We start from the raw sequence: 17962 nt of genomic DNA, 5'->3' as shown, positions 1-17962 counted from the left end.
ACTGTGTCCGATGGACGCTCGCTGCGCTCGCTCACAGGCCGAGCTCCCGACCGATCAGCATCAACTGCACCTCCGTGGTGCCCTCACCGATTTCCAGGATCTTGCTGTCGCGATAGTGCCGGGCCACAGCATATTCGTTCATGAACCCGTAGCCGCCGAAGATCTGCGTGGCGTCGCGGGCATTGTCCATGGCGGCCTCGCTGGCGACCAGCTTGGCGATGGCGGCCTGCTTCTTGAACGGCTTTCCGGACAGCATGAGCGCGGCCGCGTCGTAGTAGGCGGTGCGGGCCATGTGGGCGCGCGCCTCCATGCGGGCGATCTTGAAGGCGATGGCCTGGTTGCTGCCGATCGGGCGGCCGAAGGCCTCGCGGTCCTTGGCGTAGCGGACGCTCTCGTCCACGCAGCCCTGGGCCGCGCCGACCGACAGCGCGGCGATGGCGATCCGGCCCTCGTCGAGGATGCGCAGGAAGTTGGCGTAGCCGCGGCCGCGCTCGCCGAGCAGGTTCTCCTCCGGCACCCGGACGTCGACGAAGCTGAGCGGATGGGTGTCGGAGGCGTTCCAGCCGACCTTGTTGTAGGCGGGCTCGGCGGTGAAGCCCGGGGTGTCGGCGGGAACGATGATCGTGGAGATCTCCTTCTTGCCGTCCACTCCCCCGGTGACCGCGGTGACCGTCACCAGCCGGGTGATATCGGTGCCGGAGTTGGTGATGAACTGCTTGGAGCCGTTGATGATCCAGCTGTCGCCGTCGAGCACGGCGGTGGTGCGGGTGCCGCCCGCGTCACTGCCCGCGCCCGGCTCGGTGAGTCCGAACGCGCCCAGCGCGCGCCCGCTGGCCAGCAGCGGCAGCCACTCCGCCTTCTGCTTGTCGTTGCCGAAGCGATAGATCGGCATGGCGCCCAGCGAGACACCGGCCTCCAGGGTGATGGCGACGCTCTGGTCGACCTTGCCGAGCTCCTCGAGCGCCAGGCAGAGCGCGAAGTAGTCGCCGCCCATGCCGCCGAACTCCTCGGGGAACGGCAGGCCGAACAGGCCCATGTCGGCCATGCCGGAGACGACCTCGTACGGGAAGCTGTGCTCGGCGTCGTGCTTGGCGGCGACCGGGGCCACCACCTGGTTGGCGAAGTCGCGGACGGTGAGGGCGAGTTCGCGGTACTCGTCCGGAAGCGTTCCGGTGGACAGGAAATCGGTCATGACTGGGTGTTCTCCTCGGCGATGATGCGAGCCAACGGCTGTTCGAGTTTCACCTGCGCGCCCGGCTCGACCAGCAGTTCGACGCGGCCGGCGATGGGGGCGGTGAGGGTGTGTTCCATCTTCATGGCCTCCACGACCACGATGGGGGCGCCCGCCGCGACGACATCGCCGTCGGCGGCGGGGGTGGCGATGACCGAACCCGGCATGGGGCTCTGGATCTCGGCGTCGCCGACGTGGGCGTCGCCGCCGCGGACGTCGGCCTCGGCGACCTCGCGCAGCAGGGCGGTGCCGGTGCCGTCGGCGACCCAGATGTGCCCGGGCGCGGTGGCGACCCGGTAGCGGCCGCGCACGCCGTCGATGGCGAGGGTGAGCGTGTCGCCGCCGGAATCGACGGTGAGGGTGCGCCGCTCGCCGTCCTCGATCCAGGTGGTGGCCCGGTCCGGGGTGCCGGAGAAGAACACGTGCGCGGTGCGGTCGCCGCCGATCAAGCGGATGCCGAAGGGCGCGTGCGCGCCGACCCGCCAGCCGGTGGGCAGCTGCCACGGATCGGCCGGGCCGTCCGGCCAGTGCCGCAGCCACAGCCGCGCGGCGGCCGCGATGAACTGCTCGTCGGTGACGGCGGCGGGGGCGAAGTCGGCGGCGCGGCGGTCCAGCAGGCCGGTGTCGAGCCGTCCGGCGAGGACGTCCGGGTCGGCGAGCAGGAAGCGCGCGAAATCGGTATTGGTGCGGACGCCGAGGATCTGTGTGTCCCGCAGGGCCGCATCGAGTGCGGTGATGGCCGCGCCGCGGTCGGCGGCGTGCGCGATGACCTTGGACAGCATCGGGTCGTAGTCGGAGCCGACCACGGTGCCGGTGCGCAGGCCCGAATCCACCCGGACGCCCGGGCCTTCCGGCTCGGACAGGGCGAGCACGGTGCCGCCGGTGGGCAGGAAGTCGCGGCCCGGGTCCTCGGCGTACACGCGCGCCTCGATGGCGTGCCCGGTGAGCCGGACGTCCTCCTGCGCGGCGGACAGTTTCTGTCCGGCCGCGATGCGGACCTGGCATTCCACCAGGTCGACGCCGGTGACCAGTTCGGTGACCGGATGCTCCACCTGCAGGCGGGTGTTCATCTCCATGAAGAAGAACTCGTCCGGCTGGTCGGCGGAGACGATGAACTCGACCGTGCCCGCGCCGACGTAGTCGACACTGCGCGCGGTATTGCAGGCCGCCGCGCCGATGCGGGCGCGAGTCTGCGCGTCCAGCAGTGGCGAGGGCGCTTCCTCGATCACCTTCTGGTGGCGGCGTTGCAGGCTGCATTCGCGTTCGCCCAGGTGCAGGACGTGACCGAACTGGTCGGCCAGGATCTGCACCTCGATGTGGCGGGGGTTGGTGACGAAGCGCTCCAGGAACAGGGTGTCGTCGCCGAAGGCGGCCCCGGCCTCGCGGCGGGCGCTGACCAGGGCGGCGGGCAGGTCGGAGGGATCGTCGACGCGGCGCATGCCCTTGCCGCCGCCACCGGCGGACGGCTTCACCAGCACGGGGTAGCCGATCTCGGTTGCGGCGTCGATCAATTCGGCGTCGGTGAGACCGGGCTTGGCGATGCCGGGCACCACGGGCACGCCGTATTCGGCGACCGCGTTCTTGGCGGTGATCTTGTCGCCCATGATCTCGATGGCGCGGGCGGACGGGCCCAGGAACGCAATGCCCGCCTTCTCCAACGCCGCCGCGAAGGTCGAATTCTCCGACAGGAAGCCGTATCCCGGGTGCACGGCCTGCGCACCGGAGCGCACAGCGGCGGCGACCACCTTGTCGATGTTCAGGTACGACTCACGCGCGGCGGCCGGGCCGAGATGAACCGCGGTGTCGGCCTCGCGCACGTGGCGGGCGTCGGCGTCGGCGTCGCTGTAGACCGCGACCGATCGAATTCCCATGTCGCGCAGGGTGCGGATGACGCGGACCGCGATCTCGCCGCGATTGGCCACCAGCACGGTGTCGAAGACGACGGGGGTTGTCTTGTTCATCATGGTCATCACATCCGGAAGACGCCGTAGGAGACGGGCTCGAGCGGGGCCTGCGCGCAGGCCGAGAGGGCCAGGCCGACAACGGTTCTGGTGTCGGCGGGGTCGATGACGCCATCGTCCCAGAGCCGGGCCGTGGAGTAGTACGGATTGCCCTGGGCCTCGTACTGCTCGCGGATCGGGGCCTTGAACTTCTCCAGATCCTCCTCCGACTGGTCACCGCGCACGGTGGCCAGCACCGAGGCCGCCTGCTCGCCGCCCATGACGGAGATGCGGGCGTTCGGCCACATCCACAGGAAGCGCGGCGAATACGCGCGCCCGCACATGGAGTAGTTGCCCGCGCCGTAGGAGCCGCCGATCACCACGGTCAACTTCGGCACCCGGGCGCACGCCACCGCGGTCACCATCTTCGCGCCGTGCTTGGCGATGCCGCCCGCCTCGTAGTCGCGCCCGACCATGAAGCCGGTGATGTTCTGCAGGAACAGCAGCGGGATCTTGCGCTTGTCGCACAGTTCGATGAAATGCGCGCCCTTCATGGCGGATTCGCTGAACAGCACGCCATTGTTGGCGACGATGCCGACCGGGTGGCCGTGGATCCGGGCGAAGCCGGTGACCAGGGTCTTGCCGTATTCGGCTTTGAATTCCTGGAATTCGCCGCCGTCGACGACGCGGGTGATGACCTCGCGGACGTCGTAGGGGGTGCGCAGGTCCACCGGCACCACGTCGTACAGCTCGTCCTGCGGCGCGATCGGTTCCACGGTCGGCGCGACATCCCACGGCGTCGGCGTCTTCGGGCCCAGCGTGGCCACGATATTGCGCACGATGCGCAGCGCGTCCTGATCGCTCTCGGCCAAGTGGTCGGTGACGCCGGAGGTGCGCGAGTGCAGGTCGCCGCCGCCCAGCTCCTCGGCGGTGACCACCTCGCCGGTGGCCGCCTTCACCAGCGGCGGGCCGCCCAGGAAGATGGTGCCCTGATTGCGCACGATGACGGTCTCGTCGCTCATGGCCGGGACGTACGCGCCGCCCGCCGTGCACGAGCCCATGACCGCGGAGATCTGCGCGATCCCCTTGGCGCTCATGTTCGCCTGATTGAAGAAGATGCGGCCGAAGTGCTCGCGGTCGGGGAACACCTCGTCCTGGCGCGGCAGGTACGCGCCGCCGGAGTCGACCAGGTAGACGCACGGCAGATTGTTCTGCAGCGCGACTTCCTGGGCGCGCAGATGCTTCTTGACCGACATCGGGTAGTAGGTGCCGCCCTTGACCGTCGCGTCGTTGGCGAGGATCACGCACTCGCGCCCGGAGACCCGGCCGATGCCGCCGATCACGCCCGCACCCGGGCATTCGTCGTCGTACATGCCGTTGGCCGCCAGCGGCGACAGCTCCAGGAACGGGCTGCCGGTGTCGAGCAGCTGGTCCACCCGCTGACGTGGCAGCAGCTTGCCGCGGGCCAGGTGCCGTTCCCGGGACTTCTCGGGCCCACCCAGCGCACTGACGGCCAATCGCTCCCGCAGCTCCTCGACCAACGCCAGGTGCGCGTCCCGGTTCCCGGTCCGCGTCTGTTCGCTCAGCGTCATCCGCTCCGCCTCCCCGTGCGTCCGATCCGGTCCGCTCGGTTAGTCACCAATAACTGGAAAATAAGATAATCTTCACTAACTGAGTTGTCCAGCACCGCTGAAAGGAGCCACGGTGAACAGTGCGACGGAACCCGTGGGGCTGACCCGGCGCGAGCAGCTCAAGGCGCAACGTCGCGAGCAGCTGCTGGAGGCGGGTGCGCGACTCATCGCGGACCGCGGATTCCTCGGCATGCGGCTCGACGATCTCGGCGCGGCGGCCGGCATCAGCGGGCCCGCCGTGTACCGGCACTTCCCCAACAAGGAGGCGCTGCTGGTCGAGCTGCTGGTCGGCATCAGTCAGCGGCTGCTCGACGGCGGCCGGTCCGTGGCGCTCGCGGCGGGTTCCCCACGCGAGGCACTCGGCGGCCTGGTGGACTTCCACCTCGACTTCGCGCTCGGCGAGCCCGAGCTGATCCGCATCCAGGATCGCGACCTGGAGAATCTGCCGGAGTCGGCGCGCCGTCAGGTGCGGCGCACGCAGCGGCAGTACGTGGAGGTGTGGGTGGCGGTGCTGCGCGAACTACGCCCCGACTTACCCGAGCAGGCCGCGCGCGTCCAAGCGCACGCCACCTTCGGCCTGATCAACTCGACCCCGCACAGCGCACCGGCCAGCGCCACCAAGGCGCGCCCGATCCTGCGCCGCATGGCCCTCGCGGCCTTGAGCTGAGTTTTCCGGCAACATGACCGTATGGTGCGTGGGGGTTCGATTCCCCTTAGCTCCACTTCATGGCAAAGCCGACGGTCATCGACCGGCGGCTTTGTGGCATTTGTGACGGTGCGCGAACCGCTCGTGGTGGTCTTGTTCAAACTCACCACTACCTCTCGTGACGTAGTTATGTTGTCGAGACGATGTTGTCGGAACCTGGCCTTTCGCGTCTGATGCCCTGTGTCGCGGTCACGCGGCCAGAGATACCGACAGTTCGGCATCGAGGGCGGCGGCAACTCGTTCGAGGGTCGTCAACGTCGGTACCACGTCTCCGGCTTCGAGGCGGCTGATCGCATGCGGTTTCAGTCCGGTTCGCCGGGCTAGCTCGGTTTGTGTCCAGCCCCGCGCTTCCCGGACTGCGCGTACCTGGCGGCCCAGTTCGTGTGCCAGTGCGTATGCCTTCATAGCTGCCTGGTATTCGGGGGTGGCACGCTTGGCGGCCAGGGTGGTGTCGAAATCTTTCTGCGCATTCATGATTCGGGGTCTCCCATCGGGTCGAACGTGAGGTGGGCCGGGTCGGTGTGGTTGGTTTCGCAGACTTTTCGGGCCATTTTCGCGCGATCGATCTGGGCCGTCTCACGCTGGCGGGTTTTGTGGAACACGGTCAGCAGCACTGCTTTTCGACCGCCGGGGAACCAGTATGTGATGCGTGTAGCCCGGTTGCGACTGAGTGTGAACCGGAGTTCGCGGACACCTTCCCCGAGGTATCGGCAATAGGGTTCGGATAGTTCAGGACCGTAGGTGGCGAGTAAGCCAGCCGCGAAGTCGGCGCGGGCAAGGTCGGTAGGCGATAATCCGGCGAGGAACTCGCGTACCTCTGGCTCGATCTCAATCGCATACAGCACCAGACGAGGTTATCACATTGATGTGATAACCTCGTCTGGTGTTCATCCTCGGCCCCGGGCGGCCCTGATCGCGATGTCCGGTCCGTCGACCAGCACCGTGCGGTTCGTAGGCTGGTCCGTCAGCTCCACAGAATCACAGAGCCGCAGGTGATCAACCTGCGGCTCTGTTGTAACCCGGCAATGCGCGAACCCGATGGGTGCGCTGTGCTGCCCGCAGGGTGACTGAACCGCCGACATCCGCAGCCGAGTGTGATTGCAGCGTTGCTGGATTCGGTCGCAGCGCGATCGGTACGAGTCCATCTCGCATCAGTCGAATGGGTTGAGTACGGGTATGCCGGTGCCGGCCACGTCCGCGACATTGCGGGTGACGAAGGTCCAGTCGTGGACCTTGGCGGTCGCGGCGAGCAGGCCGTCCAGTATCGGAACGGTCTTGGGGACGTTCATTCGAGCCCATTCCTCGGCGATGTCCGCGTCGACGGGGACAATACGATCGCGATAGGTGGTGCGCAGGGTGCCGAGCCACGATTCGAGGATCTCGGCCTGCGGCGTGTCCCGGACGCGCAGACGCTCGATACCCAACCGGATTTCGCCAAGGGTGATGGCGCTGAGGTGGAGTTGATGGGAGTGCACGGTTTCGTACCAGGCCAGCACCTTGTGGTTGGGGTTCTTCTTGCGCAGTTCGGACACGATGTTGGTGTCGAGTAGAAAGCCCAACTCAGGCCGTCCAATCAATCTCGCGCGGTGTTTCGCGGCTACGGGTCAGATCGAGATCCTCGAGACTCGGACCGGCGCGTAGGAAGTCCTTGAAATCGGTGACTTCACCACGGAGCCTTCGGTATTCGGCAATGTCGATCACCACTGCGATCGCCTCGCCGTGCCGCGTCACCACCTGCGGGCCGTCGGTGGTGACACTCCGGAGCAGCTCGCTGAAGCGCTGCTTGGCTTCCTGAATCTGCCAGCTCATCGGTTCGGCTCCCTTTGATTGCTACTCTGTCTAGACAGACTAGATTGTACTCCGACCAGCCGTCGCGATCCCGTTGCTTGCCGGGCATTCACGGGCCGAATCATCACGTCCGGCCCGTCGACCAGCACCGCCCGGAGCTTTTGTCGATAAGTCGACCGCATGATCCGCAGTTGATTCGTTGCCGCTGGGAGGTGGAGCGGCCGCGATCATCGGACGCCGCCAACCGAGCTCGGCCGGGCACCCACCTCTGGGTCCTCGGGCAGCGGGATCATTTCTCGCGGCGCACACCATCGAGGTCGGTGAACGACAGCTGCATCTTGATCGGCTCCTCCAGGACGAGCTCGTCCCAATGCTCACGGCGCAGCGCGTACCGCTTGTTGGACCAGTCGAGACGGAACTCGTCGATGCGCTCGACGGCTTCCCAGTCATCGGCGAAGTGAACGACGAGATACACGGGAATCCCTGTGCGGGCGTAGAGTTTCCGCTTGTATTCGGTGTCGTCGCCGATGCTGTCGGGGGAGACCACTTCCACGACCATGCGGATATGCGGCAGGACCGTCGTCGCATCCCATCGGCCGCAGTCGACCACCAGGAGGTCCGGGAACCGGAAGTTCACTCGCCGATCCGCGCTCGCGTTGTCCGCGTCGGGGAAGCGAACAGGAGTGTCCGACTCGGTATCGAGGCACGGATTGTTCGGCGTGTGCGCGTTCTCGAGCGCTCGGCGGAGTCTGTGGATCACCCGGTCATGGGCTCGGCTCTGCGCCTGACAGCGCACCACGAGACCATCCACCAACTCGAATGGCCCGCCGAACCGCGCGGCAAGGTCTCGGGGGTCCGCGGCCAGGAACTCCTCGGCCGTCAGCCGCTGTTCGCCGCGGGCATCCGCAGCCGGCATCTTCCCTCCTACAGCAGTCACGCGGGACGACCACTCACCACGCCCAGGCTAGTTCACGCGGAGCGATGCAACCGGGATCAGCGTGTGCGACCGCGGCGGGCCCCCGCGTTGCACAAGTTGGCGCACGGTGGCTCACTGAGCAAGTCACGGCCGAGGCCGCTGCCCCGGCCTGGTTCAGGCCGGGGCAGCGAGAAGTGATGGGGGGTGTGTTCCGTACGACAAGTTGCCGACGTGGCGGATCCGCGCGGCAGACCCGGCTGGATCATGCGAATGGCGCGGAAACACGGTACGGACCAAGCATTTTCAGTTCTTCGAAGAGCCGCTGATCCGGTTTTGAGCGGCGGTGAGGCGGGCGGTGAACTCTGGGGATTCCAGCGACGCGAGTTGCGGGATTACCTCGGTGCTGACCGCTTCGGCGTGGGTGGGGAGGGTGCGGGTGGCGCGCATGGTGCGTTTGGTGGTGATGAGTAGGTCTCGGGGGAGTTCTGCTGTGGCGGAGGCGTATTCGACGGCGGCGTCGACCAGGGCGGCGTGGTCGCCGTCGACTACTCGGTGTACCAGGCCGGCGGCTGCTGCGTCGTGGGCGTCGAGGACTTCGCCGAACAGGGTCATGGCGGCTGCCTGTTGGGGGCCGACGGCGCGCTGCAGCATCCAGGTCATGCCGCCGCCGGGGTGGATGCCCAGGCGCAGGAAGCGGGCGTCGAAGCGGGCGTTGGGGTTCGCGAAGCGCAGGTCGGCGGCCAGGGCCAGGTTCAGGCCCGCTCCGACGGCTGGGCCGCCGACAGCGGCGATGGTCGGGAGTTTGCAGCGGGCCACGGCGAGGAAGCCTTCGTAGATGGCCCGCAGGCCCTCTTCCTTCGCCTCGCCCAGGGCGGTCAGATTGGCACCCGCGCAGAAGGCGGGGGGTGTGCCGGTGACCACCAGGGCGTGCACCGATTCGTCGGCTTCCGCGTCCGCCACCGCGTCCGCGAGATCAGCGGACAGATCCAGCGTCAACGCATTCCGCTTGTCGGGGTCGTGCACCGTCACCAGCGCCACGGAGTTCAGGCGCTCCACCTTGATCTCGGCCATGGCCCCAGATGGTAACGGCGCGCGGGGCGCCGCGTTCACGCACCGCGCAGTTCGCGCGCGGCGGTCCGCAACACCATGTCGAAGCTGAGGCTCACCACCGGGGCCGCCAGGAAGGTCCACATCGGCGCGAGCACGGGCGCGGCGATCTCGAAGGTCGTCGACCAGCGCACCAGGGTGCCGCCGCCGACCGGGTCGCAGCTGATGGAACCCTCCTGATGCCGCAGGCGCGGAACGGATTTCAGCCCGCGATACCGCATCAGCCGGGGCGGATCGTATTCGGTGATCTCCTGGGTGAGCCGCATGAGCGGGGTCACCACCAGCCGCACCGCGCCCACGCCGTTGCCCGCGGTATTGCCGGGGCGGACCAGGGTGACGCGGCGGACGAACGGAACCCGTTGATAATTCGCGACATCGGTGAGCCAATCGAAGACATCCGCGGGCGGGGCGGCGATGGTGCGTTCGACGTCGACCGTGCGCATCCCGGCAGACTACCCAGATCGGCGGCGGGACGTCGGCCGAAATGCCTGGTGATTACCATTGCGATATGACCGTCGAGGAGCAGCCGCAGCGCGTGATCCGCCGCCGCCCGAAGAATCGGCGCGCGCAGATCGCCGCCACTTCGGCCGCCGCCTTCGGATCGCTCGGCTACCACGGCGTGAGCATGGAGGACATCGCCACCCGGCTGGGTATTTCGTCGGCCGCCCTGTACCGGCACTATCCGAGCAAGTACGCGCTGTTCCGGGAGGAACTGCTCCGCTTGTCGCGGCTCACCGCCGAGGCGGCCACGCTGCCCGACGAGTCCGAGGGCCTGTCCCCGCGCGCCCGGCTGAACCGGGTGCTGGATCGGATGATCGCCGAGACCATCGCCAATCGCGCCACCGTCACCCTGGTGCGCTGGGAGCGCCGCTATCTCGACGACACCGATCGGCAGATCCTGGAGGAGCAGTTCATCGTGGCGCTGACCACGTTGCGCGCGCTCATCGCGGACGTGCGGCCCGAACTCGACGGGCACGACCGCGCGGTGCGGGCGGTGTCGATGCTCAGCGTCATCTCCAGCATCGGCGACCACCACGCCACGCTGCCCGCGAAATCGCTGACGGCCCTGCTGCATTCGGCCTGCGATGCCATCCTCGACACCGAGCTGCCGCCGGAGGGCACCGCGGCGGAGCCGCCGCGGGCGGTGGAGATCCCGCGCAGTTTCAAGCACGAACTGCTGTTGAAGAAGGCGGTGGAGCTGTTCCACCAGCGCGGGTATCCCAATGTGAGCGTGGAGGACATCGCGGCGGCGGCCGATCTGTCGGCGGCCTCGGCGGTGTACCGGTACTACCGCAGCAAGGGCGATCTGCTGGCCGCCGCGTTCCGCCGGGCGGCGGACCGGGTGTCCGGGGCGATCGGCCCGGCGGTGGCGACCTCGTCGACTCCGGCCGAGGCGCTGCGCAAACTGGTGGATCTGTATGTCGCGGGATCGTTCGCCGAGCGCGAGCTGACCTTCGTGTACTACGCCGAGTTCGGCCATGTCTCGGCCGAGGAGCGCACCATGCTGCGCAATGTGCAGCGGCTCATCGTGGCCGAGTGGGTGCGGCTGCTGGTGGCGGTGCGCCCGGAACTGTCCGAGAGCGAGGCTCGCATCCTGGTGCAGGCCGGGTTCGGTCTGGTGGTGGATCTGGGGCGCGAGTTCGGCGGTCACGCGTCGATCTGCCCGCCGCCCAGGGTGATCCGGCTGATGGAGGTCACCCTGTTCGGCGCCGACACACCGGAGCGCTGAACCCTCGACGGCCGGAGGGCTAGGCCTTCAGCGCGGTCAGCGGGACGAACGGCGCGTAGTCGCAGACGTGCCCGTTGTCCCACTCCCACAGCGAGACCGGGTCGACGGCCACGCCGCTCTGCAGGATGAGCCGCCAGCCGCCGTCCTCCCGCTGCCAGATATCGCCGTCCCGGTCCCAGTAGAGACCGATCACGTGTGGTTCCAGGGGCTCGGGCCGGCTCATATCTCCCTCTCATAGCTAATCTTCAGCGATTGCGCGAGTGCGGGCGCTCCGGGACTATTTCGCGGTAACCGGGGTTTACGTTCGGAGCAAATATATTTGCCAATCGTTCGCTCGCCCAGGAAGCGGCGCGCGCGAGTCGAATTCGCTTCGCCGAATTCCCGCGGACGGCCGGTATCGTGCACAGCGCATGGTCGGGGAGGATTGCAAGGCTAGGGCCGAAAGGCGTTGTTGCCCATGAGAATCATCAGCACTGTCGCGGTCGCCGTGAGCGCCGCCGTCCTGTGGTCGGCCGCGCCCGCGCACGCCGGGCCGGAAACCGGGTCCGCGGATCGGCCGCTGCCGGCCGGGAGCACCATCGAACCGGTCATCGATTGCGGGCCGACCGCCGCGCATCCGTATCCCGTGGTGGTGCTGCCCGGCGGGGACGGCACCACGGATCAGACCGCCGCGCAGTGGGAGACCATGGTCGGCGCACTGCGCGGGGCCGGATACTGCGCGCTGCTGTTCCAGGGCGGTGTGGTGAACGGGAAGCGGTGGAACGGCGACATGCCCGCCGAGGCAGGGCAGATCGCGGATTTCATCGCGAAGGTGCGGGAGACCACCGGGGCCGAGAAGATCGAGATCGTGGCCCACTCGGCGGGGACCATCGTGACGAACTACTACCTGAAGCTGCTGGGCGGAGCGCCGACGGTGAGCCACGCCGTGTTCATCACGCCCGAGGTGCGCGGCTGTGACGGCGCGGGCGTCCTCGGCATCCAGAATCCGCCCATCACCCCCGTGCAGCTGCTGCACGAGTTGCCCGTGCTGAGCACCCTGCTGGCCGCGGCCTCGCCGGAACTGGCCACAGCCCTGCAGATGACACCGGATTCGCCGGTGTACAAGGCGATTTTCGACACGCGGGTCACCCAGCCCGGGGTCACCTATTCGGTGATCGCGACGCGCCGCGATCAGCTCGCCACGCCCGCGCCGCAGTGCTCGACCCTCGACGAACCGGGCGTCGAGAACGTGGTCTACGAGGACCTGTTCCCGGACGCGGCGCCGGTGGACCACTCACTGATCCGATCCAGCGCCGAGACCGCGAACTGGGTCCTGGACCGGTTGCGGCGCTGAGCCCCGGGGGCCGCCAGGACGGGTTGTCCTGGCGGCCTTCACACACCTGCCCGAAAGCTGCTACGTAGTCGCCGGCGGCCAGGTGAAGGAGGAGCCGGAGCCCAGCGACTTCGCCAGGAAGCTGAAAAAGTCGTTCACAGCACTACCGCTGAACATGCAGGCCTCCTAGACGACCGGAGTCGGGGTAGGGGTAGTGGTGCCGCCCGGCTGGGTGACCGAGGTCGAGGAGCCGGAGCCGACGACCTTCGCGATCGCGATGAGCAGGTCGGTCATACCGCTGCCAGTGTAGAAATCCACAGCGATTTCCTTTCGAGAATTTTGTGAGTGCGGCGCGAATTACTTCGCGCTGTGGTTCTTGAGCTTCGGGCCCTTGGGGTTGTAGCTCGCGGTGGAACCGGCGCCCAGGAACTTCAGCACCTGGGACACGACGGCGCCGATGTCGACGGAGGGCGCGGTGCCGGGATCCGGAGGAGTGGTGGTCATGATGATTCCCTTTCTTTCACGACGCGGACAGACCCCCTCGATGTGTGTTTTTTCTCGGGACCGCCGCACGGGGTCGTTGTGACCCCGGGTCTGGGATGCGGAACTCGGTGTTCCGCGGGTCTATTCGGGCTCGACCGCCATGGCCTGGACCAGTGACGCCGGTCGCATATCGGTCCAGTGCGCCTCGACGTAGTCCAGGCAGCTCTGCCGCAGGGCCGGGCCGTGCGCGGCGGTCCAGCCACCGGGGATGGCGGCGAACACCGGCCACAGCGAATGCTGGGCCTCCTCGTTGACGAGCACGTAGAACTGGGCATTCTCGTCATCGAATGGATTGCTCATGGTGGATCAGCCTTTCTCACCTGGGAAGTTCGGTGCCACAGTGCGAAGTTCAGTGCCACAGTGCGTTCAGCGAGCGCGCGATGAGCGCGAGCGCCGTCGGCGATGTCATCTGCCAATGGGTTTCGGGTACCGCGTGATCGCGCACCGCGCCGTCGACGGCGGCGGTCCACCCGGCGGCGCCGGCGGCGGCCGGTTCCTCCAGGGCTGCGGTGAAATACGTGAGGTCGCCGTGGAAACGGCCGGGACGGTAGGCCTGGGCCAGCTCCATCGAGCGCAGGCTCGACGCGAGGATGCGGGCGATCCGGTCCTCGCCGAGCGAGGCCAGGCTCCAGCCGTCGCCCTGATCCGGCAGCGCGACCAGACGGGCCGCGAGGTCGGCGGGCGTGGTGACGGCCTCGAGGTCCAGGTCGCCGGCGCGGTCACCGAGCAGGCTGCCCAGCAGTTCCCGCACCTCCGCCAGGGCGGCGTCGGCGGACACCGGCCCGGCCCCGGCCGGAGCCAGGTGGCTGTCGAGCATGGCCAGGGTGACGACCTGCTCGCCCTCGCCCTGCAGTCGCACCGCGACCGCGTGGGCGAGGACGCCGCCGAGCGACCAGCCGAGCAGGTGGTACGGCCCGGACGGCTGCACCGACCGGATCGCGGCCACGTAGTCGGCGGCCCAGTCCTCGATCGAATCCGGCAGCACGCCATCGGCTTTCAGGGCCGGTGACTGCAGACCGTAGATCGGCCGGTCGGCGTCCAGGTGGGCGGCCAGGCCCGCGAAGGACCAGGAGATGCCGCCGACCGGGTGGATGCAGAACAGCGGTTCCGCGCTGCCCTCGCGGCGCAGCGGCAGCAGCACGTCCAGCGCGGCCTCCGGGTCGGCGCCGCTCGCCGCCTCCAGTTCCCGGGCCAGCTCGCCCGGGGTGAACGCGGTGAACAGCAGCAGCACCGGGACCGTGGTGCCGAGCAGTTCGCCCAGTCGCGACGCCAGCCGGGCCGCGACCAGCGAGGTGCCGCCGAGCTCGAAGAAGCTGTCGTCCAGGCCGACCCGCTCGAGGCCGAGCACCTCGGCGAAGGCGGCGCACACGGTGGTCTCCAGCTCCGTTGCCGGAGCCCGGAATTCGCGGGCGGCGAACTCGGGAGCCGGGAGCGCCCGGCGGTCGAGCTTGCCGGAGGTGTTGAGCGGCAGGGCGTCCAGGGTCACGAAGGCCGAGGGCACCATGTACGACGGCAGGCGCTGCGCCAGCGCGCGGCGGACGGCGTCGGTGTCCGGGGCGCCGGAGTCCGCCGGCACCAGGTAGGCGACCAGGTGCTCGCCGCCGCTGTCCTGACCCGGCCAGACCACGACCACGGCCTGGTCGATCTCGGGCAGCGCGGTCAGCGCCGTCTCGACCTCGCCGAGCTCGATGCGCAGGCCGCGCAGCTTCACCTGGAAGTCGGTGCGGCCCAGGTACTCCAGCTCACCGTCCCGGTTCCACTTGACCAGGTCACCGGTGCGGTACATGCGCTCCGACCCGCCGAACGGGTTGGCCACGAAGCGATCCGCGGTCAGGTCGGGGCGTTCCACGTACCCGGTGGCGAGCTGGTCGCCGGCCAGGTAGAGCTCACCGGCGACACCCGCCGGAACCGGCCGCAGGCGCGAATCCAGCACGTAGACCCGGGTGTTGAACACCGGGCGGCCGATCGGGACGGTGTCCGCGTCGGCGTCGACGACCCGGTGGTAGGTGACATCGACGGCGGCCTCGGTGGGACCGTACAGGTTGTGCAGCTCCGCGCCCGTGAGCGCCCGCAGCCGCTGGGCCACGCCACCGGGCAGCGCCTCACCGGAGGCGAACACCTGGCGCAGCCCGGTGCATCCGGCCGCGGCCGGCTCGGCCACGAAGGCCGCCAGCATCGAGGGCACGAAGTGCGCGGTGGTGACGCCCTCGGCGTCGATGACGCGGGCCAGGTAGGCCGGATCGCGATGGCCTTCGGGGGCGGCCACCACCAGGCGTGCGCCGACCTGCAAGGGCCAGAAGAACTCCCACACCGACACGTCGAAGGTGGCGGGCGTCTTCTGCAGCACCACGTCCGCGGCGGTGAGCCGGTACTCGGACTGCATCCACACCAGGCGGTTGACGATCGCCTGATGCGACACCGCGACGCCCTTGGGGCGGCCGGTGGAGCCGGAGGTGAAGATGACGTACGCGGTGTTCCCCGCGACCAGGCCGTGCCGGCGTTCCCGCGCGGTGATCGGCTCGGACGGGTAGCCGCCGAGCTCGAGCCGGTCCAGTCGCACGGCCGGAATCGCTTCGTCCAGCTCGAGATCCGCGGCGGTCAGCACCAGGACGGGCCGCGCGGTGTCGAGGATGTGAGCGATCCGCTCCTCCGGCTGGGCCGGGTCGACGGGCACGTAGGCGGCGCCGGTCTTGATCACCGCGTAGATGGCCACCACCAGGTCGGCGGAGCGCGGCAGCGCCAGGGCCACGGTGTCGTGGGCGCCGACGCCGTGCTCGATGAGGAAGCGCGCCAGGCGGTTCACCCGCGCGTCCAGGTCGGCATAGGTGAGCGCCAGGCCCTCGGCCACCAGGGCGATGTTCCAGGGGTTGGCGGCCACGGCCGCGTCGAACAGCGAGACCAGGGTGGGTTCGGGTTCGACCCCGAAGACCGCCGCCGAGTCGTTCCACTCCTCGAGGAGGAGCGTGCGCTCGTCCGCGTCGAGGAGCTCGATGTCACCGGTCCGCACCGACGCGTCGGCGATGACCGTGTCGAGCACCCGCTGGAAGCGGCGCACGAACGACTCCACGGTGGCGGCGTCGAACAGGGCGGTCGCGTAGGTCATGGTGGCGGTCAGTCCGGCGGGAGTTCCGTCGGCGTCGTAGCTGTCCACGATGACCAGGTGCAGGTCGAACTGTGTGACGTCGCTGTCGAATTCGACGGCGGCGACGGTGAGCCCGTCCAGGTCGAAGGCGGCCGGACGCTGGTTGTTGAAGGAGAAGCCGACCTGCACCAGCGGGTGGCGCGCGGTCGAGCGCTCCGGCTTCAGCACCTCGACCAGGCGCTCGAACGGCACGTCCGGGTTGCCGAAGGCGGCGACGTCCTCGGTCTTGATCCGGCGCAGCAGCGCGTCGAAGCCCTCGGCCGGGTCGATGCCGGTGCGCAGCACCAGCGTATTGACGAACATGCCGACCAGGTTGTCGAGCGCGGCGTCCTCGCGGCCCGCGATCGGGGTGCCGACCGCGATGTCGGCCGACCCGGTGAGCCGCGACAGCAGGGTCGCGAACGCGGCGTGCACCGTCATGAACAGGGTGGCCCCGTTCGCGCGGCCCAGATCGGTGAGGGCGGCGTGGGTTTCGGCGTCGACGGTGAAATCGACGCGACGGCCCGCGGTCTCCAGCACCACCGGGCGCGGCCGGTCGGTCGGCAGCTCGAGCTGCGGGGGCAGCCCGGCCAGACGCTCGGTCCAGAAGCCCAGCTGACGGGAGATCAGCGAATCCGGATCGTCCTCGGCGCCCAGCAGATCGCGCTGCCAGACCGCGAAGTCCGAGTACTGCACCGGCAGCGGCGTCCACGCCGGGGCGACGCCGGACTTGCGGGCCGCGTAGGCGGTCATGACATCGCCGGCCAGCGGGGCCAGCGAGGCGCCGTCACCCGCGATGTGGTGCATGACCACCACGAACACGTGGTCCTCGGGGGCCAGCCGGTACAGCGCGGCCCGCAGCGGCACCGACGCGGTGACGTCGAAACCCTGGCCGATCAGTTCGGTGACCGCCGCGACGACGGTCTCCTCGGTCACCGGAATCGCTTCCAGCGCGGGCAGTTCCGCGACCGCGGCGGCGGGCAGCACGACCTGCACCGGGCCGGTCGCCGTCTCCGGGTAGACCGTGCGCAGCACCTCGTGCCGGACCACCACGTCGGCGATCGCGGCCTGCAGCGCCGCCACGTCCAGCGGTCCGGTCAGGCGGATCGGGAGCGGGATGTTGTAGGCGGTCGAATCCGGATCCAGTCGGTTGAGGAACCAGATGCGCTGCTGCGCGGGCGATACCGGCACCGGCTCGTCGCCGGTGCGCGGAAGCAGCGGCGGGCGGACCGCGGCGTTCAGGTCGGCCGCGACCGCGGCGGCGGCCAGCGCCTCCAGGTTCGGGGCCTCGAACACCGCGCGCACCGGCACCTGCGCGCCGAACGCGGCGGACAGCCGCACGGCCACCTGGGTGGCGGTCAGCGAGTTGCCGCCGAGGGCGAAGAACTCGTCGGCCAGACCGACCCGCTCCGCGTCCTCGATGCCCAGCACCGCGGCCACGATGCCGGCGACGGTGCGCTCGGCGTCGGTGCGCGGGGCGACGAACTCGGCGGTGCGGAGTTCGGGCTTGGGCAGGGCGCGGCGGTCCAGTTTGCCGTTGACGGTCAACGGGATTCCGTCCACCACCACGAAGGCCGACGGGATCATGTAGGACGGCAGCCGCTCGGCGGCCCCGTCGCGGACGGCATCCACGGCGGGCGTGATGCCGTCCTCCGGCACCAGGTAGGCCACGATGCGCTGATCGCCCGGCTGGTCCTCGCGCACGATGACCGCCGCCTGCGCGACGCCCGGCTGTGCGAGCACGGCCGCTTCGATCTCGCCGAGTTCGATGCGGAAGCCGCGCACCTGGACCTGATCATCGGCGCGGCCCAGGTATTCGAGTTCGCCGTCGCGGTTCCAGCGGGCCACGTCACCGGAGCGGTAGAGCCGCTCGCCCGGCGCGCCGAAGGGGCTGGCCACGAAGCGGGTCGCGGACAGGTCCGGGCGGTTCATGTAGCC

At 69.1% G+C, this 17962-nt stretch carries 18 protein-coding genes (1 of these 18 only partly in view); 3 read left to right on the top strand and 15 right to left on the bottom strand.

Annotated elements, in window-relative coordinates:
- Positions 1-31: 31 nt before the first annotated feature.
- The 3 genes from ACFV4K_RS01500 to ACFV4K_RS01490 are packed head-to-tail and all read right to left on the bottom strand — an operon-like array spanning position 32 to position 4763.
- On the bottom strand, positions 32-1192 hold the full coding sequence (locus ACFV4K_RS01500) for an acyl-CoA dehydrogenase family protein (protein WP_379271135.1): 1161 nt from the start codon (positions 1190-1192) through the stop codon (positions 32-34).
- A complete protein-coding gene (locus tag ACFV4K_RS01495) occupies positions 1189-3195 on the bottom strand; it encodes a biotin carboxylase N-terminal domain-containing protein (protein ID WP_379271134.1) in 2007 nt (668 codons plus the stop codon). Before ACFV4K_RS01495 ends, ACFV4K_RS01500 begins: the two co-directional genes overlap by 4 nt.
- 5 nt (positions 3196-3200) lie before the next feature.
- Complete coding sequence (locus ACFV4K_RS01490) at positions 3201-4763, bottom strand: carboxyl transferase domain-containing protein (protein ID WP_379271133.1); 1563 nt, start codon at positions 4761-4763, stop codon at positions 3201-3203.
- A 112-nt stretch (positions 4764-4875) separates the two neighbouring features.
- Here ACFV4K_RS01490 and ACFV4K_RS01485 point away from each other — a divergent pair, with 112 nt between their 5' ends.
- Positions 4876-5469 carry a TetR/AcrR family transcriptional regulator gene (locus ACFV4K_RS01485; RefSeq protein ID WP_379271132.1) on the top strand — a complete coding sequence of 198 codons (594 nt, stop codon included), beginning with the start codon at positions 4876-4878 and terminating at the stop codon, positions 5467-5469.
- A gap of 228 nt (positions 5470-5697) precedes the next feature.
- On the opposite strand, the gene ACFV4K_RS01480 is transcribed toward ACFV4K_RS01485, so the two are convergent.
- The 7 genes from ACFV4K_RS01480 to ACFV4K_RS01450 all read right to left on the bottom strand — a co-directional run bounded on the left by ACFV4K_RS01480 (position 5698) and on the right by ACFV4K_RS01450 (position 9762).
- Positions 5698-5982 carry a multiprotein-bridging factor 1 family protein gene (locus ACFV4K_RS01480; protein WP_379271131.1) on the bottom strand — a complete coding sequence of 95 codons (285 nt, stop codon included), beginning with the start codon at positions 5980-5982 and terminating at the stop codon, positions 5698-5700.
- The gene (locus tag ACFV4K_RS01475; protein ID WP_379271130.1) at positions 5979-6353 is read right to left on the bottom strand and encodes a type II toxin-antitoxin system RelE/ParE family toxin; all 375 of its coding nucleotides are present in this window, start codon (positions 6351-6353) and stop codon (positions 5979-5981) included. The genes ACFV4K_RS01480 and ACFV4K_RS01475 overlap by 4 nt, the downstream gene beginning before the upstream one ends.
- A gap of 306 nt (positions 6354-6659) precedes the next feature.
- Positions 6660-7067 carry a type II toxin-antitoxin system VapC family toxin gene (locus tag ACFV4K_RS01470; RefSeq protein ID WP_379271129.1) on the bottom strand — a complete coding sequence of 136 codons (408 nt, stop codon included), beginning with the start codon at positions 7065-7067 and terminating at the stop codon, positions 6660-6662.
- Between the two features lies 1 nt (position 7068).
- Positions 7069-7317 carry a type II toxin-antitoxin system Phd/YefM family antitoxin gene (locus ACFV4K_RS01465; protein WP_379271128.1) on the bottom strand — a complete coding sequence of 83 codons (249 nt, stop codon included), beginning with the start codon at positions 7315-7317 and terminating at the stop codon, positions 7069-7071.
- A 268-nt stretch (positions 7318-7585) separates the two neighbouring features.
- On the bottom strand, positions 7586-8212 hold the full coding sequence (locus ACFV4K_RS01460) for a Uma2 family endonuclease (protein ID WP_379271127.1): 627 nt from the start codon (positions 8210-8212) through the stop codon (positions 7586-7588).
- Positions 8213-8515: 303 nt separating this feature from the next.
- Positions 8516-9283: an enoyl-CoA hydratase gene (locus tag ACFV4K_RS01455; protein ID WP_379271126.1), complete on the bottom strand. Its 768-nt coding sequence runs from the start codon at positions 9281-9283 to the stop codon at positions 8516-8518.
- A 35-nt stretch (positions 9284-9318) separates the two neighbouring features.
- A complete protein-coding gene (locus tag ACFV4K_RS01450; protein WP_379271125.1) occupies positions 9319-9762 on the bottom strand; it encodes an SRPBCC family protein in 444 nt (147 codons plus the stop codon).
- A gap of 65 nt (positions 9763-9827) precedes the next feature.
- Here ACFV4K_RS01450 and ACFV4K_RS01445 point away from each other — a divergent pair, with 65 nt between their 5' ends.
- The gene (locus ACFV4K_RS01445; RefSeq protein WP_379271124.1) at positions 9828-11048 is read left to right on the top strand and encodes a TetR/AcrR family transcriptional regulator; all 1221 of its coding nucleotides are present in this window, start codon (positions 9828-9830) and stop codon (positions 11046-11048) included.
- A 19-nt stretch (positions 11049-11067) separates the two neighbouring features.
- Here ACFV4K_RS01445 and ACFV4K_RS01440 read toward each other — a convergent pair whose 3' ends face one another.
- On the bottom strand, positions 11068-11271 hold the full coding sequence (locus ACFV4K_RS01440; protein ID WP_357091198.1) for a hypothetical protein: 204 nt from the start codon (positions 11269-11271) through the stop codon (positions 11068-11070).
- 234 nt (positions 11272-11505) lie between these two features.
- Here ACFV4K_RS01440 and ACFV4K_RS01435 point away from each other — a divergent pair, with 234 nt between their 5' ends.
- A complete protein-coding gene (locus ACFV4K_RS01435) occupies positions 11506-12381 on the top strand; it encodes an esterase/lipase family protein (protein ID WP_379271123.1) in 876 nt (291 codons plus the stop codon).
- Positions 12382-12546: 165 nt separating this feature from the next.
- On the opposite strand, the gene ACFV4K_RS01430 is transcribed toward ACFV4K_RS01435, so the two are convergent.
- The 4 genes from ACFV4K_RS01430 to ACFV4K_RS01415 all read right to left on the bottom strand — a co-directional run.
- On the bottom strand, positions 12547-12678 hold the full coding sequence (locus ACFV4K_RS01430; protein ID WP_379271122.1) for a hypothetical protein: 132 nt from the start codon (positions 12676-12678) through the stop codon (positions 12547-12549).
- Positions 12679-12717: 39 nt separating this feature from the next.
- Positions 12718-12864: a hypothetical protein gene (locus tag ACFV4K_RS01425; RefSeq protein WP_379271121.1), complete on the bottom strand. Its 147-nt coding sequence runs from the start codon at positions 12862-12864 to the stop codon at positions 12718-12720.
- Positions 12865-12984: 120 nt separating this feature from the next.
- Positions 12985-13203, bottom strand: coding sequence for an MbtH family protein (locus ACFV4K_RS01420; protein ID WP_357091190.1), 219 nt, complete (start codon positions 13201-13203; stop codon positions 12985-12987).
- A 49-nt stretch (positions 13204-13252) separates the two neighbouring features.
- Positions 13253-17962 carry the 3' end of a non-ribosomal peptide synthase/polyketide synthase gene (locus ACFV4K_RS01415; protein ID WP_379271120.1) on the bottom strand. It continues 14322 nt past the right edge of the window, so the window shows 4710 of its 19032 coding nt (coding positions 14323-19032); its start codon lies off the right edge, out of view; its stop codon occupies positions 13253-13255.

It is taken from the genome of Nocardia sp. NPDC059764, assembly GCF_042732555.1.
Lineage (GTDB): Bacteria > Actinomycetota > Actinomycetes > Mycobacteriales > Mycobacteriaceae > Nocardia.
The sequence above is the reverse complement of the archived record's forward strand: the minus strand, read 5'-3'. Positions and strand labels throughout refer to the sequence as shown.